Raw genomic sequence first — 6,675 nt, forward strand, 5'->3', positions numbered from 1 at the left:
TTGGACGCAGTACAAAATACAGCACAAGGTGTTAACCAAGCTGTACAAGGTGCTGCAGACACTGCAAAGGATACAGCAAATCGTGCCGCTGAAGGAACTAGGCAAGCCGCACTAGGTGCTACAGACACTGTTAAGGATACGGCACAGGGTGTGAACCAAGCTGTACAAGGTGCTGCAGACACTGCAAAGGATACAGCAAACCGTGCTGCTGAAGGAACTAGGCAAGCCGCACAAGGTGCTGCAGACACTGTTAAGGATACGGCACAGGGTGTGAACCAAGCTGTACAAAGTGGCGCACAAAATGTTAAGCCCTCTGAAAATCAGAGCAATCAATATCAAGATCGGACAGTTGCAGACAATCAGCAAATCAATAAATATGAAGTTGAAATGGATCGTACACCGGTGGTCTACATTTCAAGCCCAGAGCACAAAGAGCTACGTGTTGATCCAATTGTGCCTGTAGATGCTGAAACCTCATTGGGTTCTGATAAAGAGGACTTGCTTGAGGAAGAAATTGTTCGGATTGACGATTACAGATAGCTATTTAACATTGCGAGGGTCATCAATCAAACCTAGATGTAACAACGATGCCCCCTTTTAAATAAAGGTAGTCCAATAGGACTACCTATCAACATAGGAAGCTCGTAAGTTATACGAGATAGTTTTTCCGGCTTAGACTTTGTCAAATCAAAGACAAAGGTCTAAGCGTTGATTTTTTGTCGTGTAACCACAGAGAAATTAACCAGTTTTGGTACAAAGGAAACGATTATTATGAATGGGAACCAGGAGCTTTTCGATCAGCTTGACGGCAATACTGATGTAGCTACAGAGCAACCTCAGGCTTATGAAGTAGGTCAAGATACGAGTAATGGGTTATCTAAAATAGCGATTGGAGCACTTATTGGTGCTACCTTGGGCGCACTAGCCGGGGCTTTAACTATTAAAGGTACAGCCGAAAAGGTTAACCAAACTGTAAAAAATGTCGGGGATAAGGTAAAGGATGCAGCCCAAAATTTTAACCAAACTGTACAAGGTGTAGGGGGCGCAGTAAATACAATAGCTGAGGGTGTTAACGACACTGTAAAAGATGTAGGGGAGAGCGTCAGGGGTTCAGCTTTGGGCGTTAATGACACTGTAAACACAACAGTGGGTGCTGTTAAGACTACAGCGATAAATGTTAACGACACCGTAAACAATACAATAGACATCATCAAGGGTGCTGCTGAAGGAGTTACCCACTCTGTGACAAATACAATGGACGTAGCCAAGAGTTCAGTTGAAGATGCCAAGCCTTCAGGTACTCAAAACGTCAACGTAGCCAACCTACCTAATAACCAGACAACCTATATGTTAGTCCCAGTAGAAAACCAGAAGTAGAGAGTAGGGTGGGTATTGCCCACCCTACTGGTTTTAAGTCTTACCTAGAATTGTTTGGTTGGTCATAGATAACGAGTTGCTTCAGCTAGCGGTTATGCCTCTTTGGTGTCATTTTAGGAGATAATTAGTATGAGTTACAATGAGCACCAGTATGAAAAAAATGCTGACCGGATGAAGGAGCAACGCACGACTCCTCGAGTAGGTGTAGGTCTAGGCGGTGGATTAGTTGGAGCAGCCATTGGTGGTTTACTCGGTCGCCGAGTTGGAGGAGTTTCTGGTGCTGTAATTGGCGCAGTAGCTGGAGCTTTGGTTGGGAAGGGTACAGCTGAGCGTGTTAACCGTACGGTAGATAGTTTAGTAGACGCAGCTAATAGTGTAGCTGAGACTATTAACCATAATGTAAACGGTGTAGGAAATGCCGTAAAAGATACAGTTGAGGAAACCAAAACATCTGTAGTAAGCGTAGTACAAGCAGTCAAGGATACAGTTGAGGAAGCCAAGCCATCCGTTCTAAGTACAGTACAGGCAGTCAAAGATACAGTTGAGGAAGCTAAGCCATCCGTTGTAGATGTAGTACAAGCAGTCAAAGATACAGTTGAGGAAGCCAAGCCATCCGTGGTAGGTGCGGTACAAGCGGTCAAAGATACAGTTGAGGAAGCCAAGCCATCTGTAGTAAATGCAGCTAAGAATGTTGCTGAGGCTGTTAATCAGAGTATCAATGATGTTAAAACTACATTAAAAAATACAGTAAAAAATACAGTTGATGAGGTCAACCAATCTGTAGTAGGTGTAGAAGAAACCGCCAAAAATGCAGATGAGGAAGTCAAGCCATCTGGTACTCACAACAATGAGATACACCAAGAGCCATTGGTGAGCGAGCAACTGTCGAAGTCAAGCAAGGAGTATCCTCAAGTTGTTGAGGATGTGATGTCAAGTTCATCTCATTGTCCTCAAGTTGTTGAGGATGTGATGTCAAGTTCATCTCATTGTCCTCAAGACGAAGACTTTATCCCGCCTACGGTCATTCTTCCCGCATCACCTCCTTCTACTCTCCCGTTAACGCCAGACAGAAGAGGAGATTTTTTGATGCAAGAGTTGAGGGTGGAGTCTCAAGAGAATAGTAACTTGTCAGATGAAGTTGATATTAAAGAAGAGATTGCTCAAGGATTAAATTCTTCACAACAACCGAAGAGTTTTGAAGAAATAGATATAAAAGATATCCAAGAGATTAAATATAACAATATTCAACAGAAAGAAAAAGAATTTAACCACAGTCAACAAGAAACTACTCAACAGCTTCAGCAACCAACTCTTCAACCAAAAACTGAAAAAAAACAAAAAATAACTGGAATTGCTGGAATTATTGTAGGAGTTTCTATCATAAGTTTGATAGGTGTAACTTTGGGATTTCTCCCAAAACAAAATCAGTTAGTCATGAAATCATCAGCATCTTCTCAAAGTCTATCTTCAATACCAGAAACAACACCGGAAAGAACACCGCCAACAATGACAGATGGTTGGATTTTTCTAGGTCATATCAACAAAGCCTCAGATTCAGTATTGGTTGGAAAGACTCTCATCAAAAGTTCAGAGTCTACTGATTCACGGATTATTCCATCCGTAGGGTCGATAGTAGCTGTCGCGGTTGAACCAGGTATTAAGTTGAGGGACAATAGACCACAACCGCCAAACTTTAGTCCTCAACAACAAAAAGCTTTAGCTATTCTTAAGCCTCAAGAGAAGTTAAAAATTCTGAAAGTAGAGTTTGTGAATCCTTCGAGTACCACTGAATCACCAATAAAAGTTTGGGCAAAAGTCCGCAGATGTGGTGATGCTTGCTTATAATATTATGTATGTTTGATTATTCTTTAGATTTTAAAAATATCAACTTTCGAGAACATCCTGAACTGTATCGCGTAGGTAAGGGTGAACAGGGAGTGCTTTTGGTAGAACCATACAAATCAGAAATTCTTCCCTACTGGCGGTTTAAAACTCCAGAGATTGCAAAAGAGTCTAGCGAAAAAATCTACCAGATGTTTTTTGAATATTTAGAGGAAGATGATTTTGTTGGGGCGGATATGGCGCGGAAGTTTTTACAGATGGGGTATACGCGATCGCGTCGCTACGCCAATCATAAAAGTGGTCGAAAGTACAAAACCAACCCGCAAAAAGAAACTTGTCAAGAAGCCCAGATGAAAGCAAGAAAGGATATCTTACCAAACGAAGTAGATCCAGTTAAAGCTGAATCAGCAGCAATCTTTAAAGAAAAGTGGATGCAAGCCAAGACGAATGAAAACTATCTCCAGCTTTTAGCAAAGCATAAGCAGATGTACGAGCGTTAATCCTCTTAAAGGAGAGGAAGTGATTTTTTACTTTAGTTGATTGGTAGGCAGACTTCAATTATCTATTGATTCAATCAACTTATAGGATATATAAACATTTTTTATATCCTAAAAAAACTAAAACCGTTTATCCATCTGTGAACTATCACATGGACAAGGTGATAATTCCGTGGCGCTTTACCTACTCATTTCTCTCCTAAATTTCCGGACTGAAACTTGGAGTTTAGTAGATAATATGCTGATACTTACGTATCATTTCAACCTCGTAATCCTGAGGTTTGGAAAGAACCTGTTCCCGGTTATCAGGGGTTAATGGTTCTTCTTTGGCTACTTCGTCAAGAATGATTTTATACTCATTTTGACGTAAGAGTTTTTTGGTGGTAGTGAGGGTAAAAATCAGTAGCAAAAGCAGTATTTGCCAAGGTGCGAAGATTAAACCTAAAACTATACAGATAGCTGCGAATATCCCCACAAAGTACCCGATTTCATCGGTACTTTTCTTGAAGATATAGCCACCAACTAAACCAGTAAAAAGTGGAAGCAGAAAAAACAGAGCCATAGTTTCTCACTTCTGAACAAAAGCAGAAGCACTTATGTGTGCATATGAGAGCTGCTGTGGGCAACAAGTGTGTTTTATTTCACAATCTACGTTGTTTTAGCCATGACAAGCTACCTATAACAACAGCGTATAAAGACAAGATTCCGGAATCTTCTGTTAAACTAGCTTAACACTTTCTGGTTGCACTATTTAATCTATCTAACGTATTACCTTAAAAAGTAGCGTTTTCAACTGAGACACCAATGCTGAATATTCCTCAATTACTAGCTACAGAACTCAATCTGAAACCATATCAGGTGCAAAACGCGCTAGAACTTTTGGCGGAGGGTGCAACAATTCCCTTTATTGCACGATATCGCAAAGAGCGTACAAGCGAGATGAATGAAGTCCAGTTGCGCGAACTGAATGATAAGTATAATTACTTAAGCGAATTGGAAGAAAGGAAATTGGTGATTTTGAATTCCGTAGCCGAACAAGGGAAACTCACCGACGAACTCAAACAAAAAATCGAATCCTGTTTACAAAAAACTGAACTTGAGGATTTATATCTTCCTTACCGTCCCAAACGGCGCACTCGCGCCACTATCGCTAGAGAAAAAGGACTGGAAGCGCTTGCGGAGTTTATCAAATCGCTGAACAATAAAAATGCTGTTTCGGCGTCGCTGGATGCGGAAGCAGCGAAGTATATTTCCCAGGAGAAAGGAGTCAAGACGGCAGAAGATGCACTTAAAGGTGCTTCTGACATCTTAGCGGAAGAAGTCGCGGAAAAAGCAGAGTTGCGAGCATACCTGCGGGACTACTTGCTGGAAGAAGGAGTTTTTGTCTCCCGTATCAAAGATGATCATCCGTCCGGGACAACCAAGTTTGAGATGTACCGTAATTATCAAATGAGGGTGAAAAATATTGCACCTCACAATATGCTGGCGTTGTGTCGGGGTGAAGCAGAGGAGGTGTTGTCCTTTGAAATCTCCTTTGATGAAGATGTCGTGCTTTCCTATTTAGAGTCAAAGGAAATTAAGACGAAAGTCCGCGCCATCCGAGACTTTTATCAGGCGATGCTGAAAGACGCATTCAACCGCTTGATGAAAACTTCCTTGATAAGTGAAGTCATTGGTGAAAAGAAAACCTACGCCGATATTGAGTCTATCAAAACTTTTGAGGCGAATTTGCGGGAGTTGCTGTTGTCTGCGCCAGCAGGGATGAAACCGACGCTAGCAATTGATCCTGGTTTTCGCACTGGATGCAAAGTTGCTATACTCGACCAAACAGGGAAATTTTTGGAATATCAAGCGATATTTCCCCATCAAGCAGCTGAACAACGTTTGAAAGCTGCACAAACTCTCAAAAATTTGATTGAGAAGTACAAAGTTGAGTTAATCGCCATTGGTAATGGTACAGCTTCCCGCGAGACAGATGAATTTGTTTTGGAAGTGCTGCAAGCAATGGAACGAAAACCAGTCAAGGTGATGGTGAATGAGTCGGGTGCATCTATATATTCTGCAAGTAAAGTCGCTTTGGAAGAGTTTCCCGATTTAGATATTACCGTTCGCGGTGCTATTAGTATCGGTCGTCGTTTACAAGATCCACTCGCGGAACTGGTGAAAATTGATCCTAAGTCCATCGGCGTCGGACAATACCAGCATGATGTGGATCAAAAGTTGTTGAAAAAGAAGTTGGATGAAACTGTTGAAAGCTGTGTTAACTACGTTGGTGTGGACTTAAATACTGCTTCAAAAGAACTTTTGACTTTTGTTTCTGGGATTACGTCCAGCGTTGCCAATAACATTGTCGCCTATCGGAACCAGCATGGTGTATTTAAAAACCGCCGACAGTTGCTGAAAGTCCCGAAATTGGGACCAAAAGCTTTTGAACAAGCGGCGGGGTTCTTGCGGATTCGTGGAAGTGAAAACCCATTGGATAACACTGCTGTTCATCCAGAGAGTTACTCGGTGGTGGAGGCGATCGCCTCCGACCTCAGCCTACCATTAACCCAAATCACCCAAATTGCCGAAAAACTGAAAAAAGCCAATCTCAAGAAATATGTCACCGACACCGTTGGCGAACCAACACTACGCGACATCCTCAGCGAATTGGAAAAGCCAGGAAGAGATCCACGCGCTGAGTTTAAGTATGCAACATTCAAGGAAGGAATCAAGGAAATTTCTGATCTCAAAGAGGGGATGGAACTAGAAGGTATCGTGACCAATGTTGCTAACTTCGGTGCTTTCGTTGATATTGGTGTACATCAAGATGGTTTGGTGCACATCTCCCAATTGGCAGATAGATTCGTTGATGACCCAAAGAAAATTGTCAAGGTGGGACAAGTTGTGAAAGTGCGGGTGTTGGAAGTTAATGAGAAATTGAAGCGGATTAGTTTATCGATGAAGTCAGTGAAGC

The 6,675-nt window shown here is 41.9% G+C and carries 6 protein-coding genes; 5 read left to right on the top strand and 1 reads right to left on the bottom strand.

The window, feature by feature from the left end; translation table 11 throughout:
* The 4 genes from DP116_RS21345 to DP116_RS21360 form a co-directional block, all read left to right on the top strand.
* On the top strand, positions 1-540 hold a 540-nt coding region (locus DP116_RS21345; protein ID WP_479686326.1), incomplete at its 5' end, for a hypothetical protein.
* A 231-nt stretch (positions 541-771) separates the two neighbouring features.
* The gene (locus tag DP116_RS21350; RefSeq protein WP_169157083.1) at positions 772-1,377 is read left to right on the top strand and encodes a YtxH domain-containing protein; all 606 of its coding nucleotides are present in this window, start codon (positions 772-774) and stop codon (positions 1,375-1,377) included.
* Between the two features lie 129 nt (positions 1,378-1,506).
* The gene (locus tag DP116_RS21355) at positions 1,507-3,222 is read left to right on the top strand and encodes a YtxH domain-containing protein (protein WP_169157084.1); all 1,716 of its coding nucleotides are present in this window, start codon (positions 1,507-1,509) and stop codon (positions 3,220-3,222) included.
* 8 nt (positions 3,223-3,230) lie between these two features.
* The gene (locus DP116_RS21360) at positions 3,231-3,719 is read left to right on the top strand and encodes a DUF4385 domain-containing protein (protein ID WP_169157085.1); all 489 of its coding nucleotides are present in this window, start codon (positions 3,231-3,233) and stop codon (positions 3,717-3,719) included.
* Positions 3,720-3,942: 223 nt separating this feature from the next.
* On the opposite strand, the gene DP116_RS29585 is transcribed toward DP116_RS21360, so the two are convergent.
* Positions 3,943-4,278 (bottom strand): DUF4278 domain-containing protein, encoded by a 336-nt coding sequence (locus tag DP116_RS29585; protein ID WP_246275736.1) that lies wholly within the window; start codon positions 4,276-4,278, stop codon positions 3,943-3,945.
* A gap of 242 nt (positions 4,279-4,520) precedes the next feature.
* On the opposite strand from DP116_RS29585, the gene DP116_RS21370 reads away from it, so the two are divergent.
* On the top strand, positions 4,521-6,675 hold a 2,155-nt coding region (locus DP116_RS21370; protein WP_169157088.1), incomplete at its 3' end, for a Tex family protein.

Source organism: Brasilonema bromeliae SPC951, from assembly GCF_012912135.1.
In the GTDB taxonomy this organism is placed as follows: domain Bacteria; phylum Cyanobacteriota; class Cyanobacteriia; order Cyanobacteriales; family Nostocaceae; genus Brasilonema; species Brasilonema bromeliae.

Coding starts and splice junctions, on each gene's coding strand:
- DP116_RS29585 (WP_246275736.1), bottom strand. CDS start 4,278: ATGGCTCTGTTTTTTCTGCTTCCACTTTTTACTGGTTTAGTTGGTGGC.
- DP116_RS21360 (WP_169157085.1), top strand. CDS start 3,231: ATGTTTGATTATTCTTTAGATTTTAAAAATATCAACTTTCGAGAACAT.
- DP116_RS21350 (WP_169157083.1), top strand. CDS start 772: ATGAATGGGAACCAGGAGCTTTTCGATCAGCTTGACGGCAATACTGAT.
- DP116_RS21355 (WP_169157084.1), top strand. CDS start 1,507: ATGAGTTACAATGAGCACCAGTATGAAAAAAATGCTGACCGGATGAAG.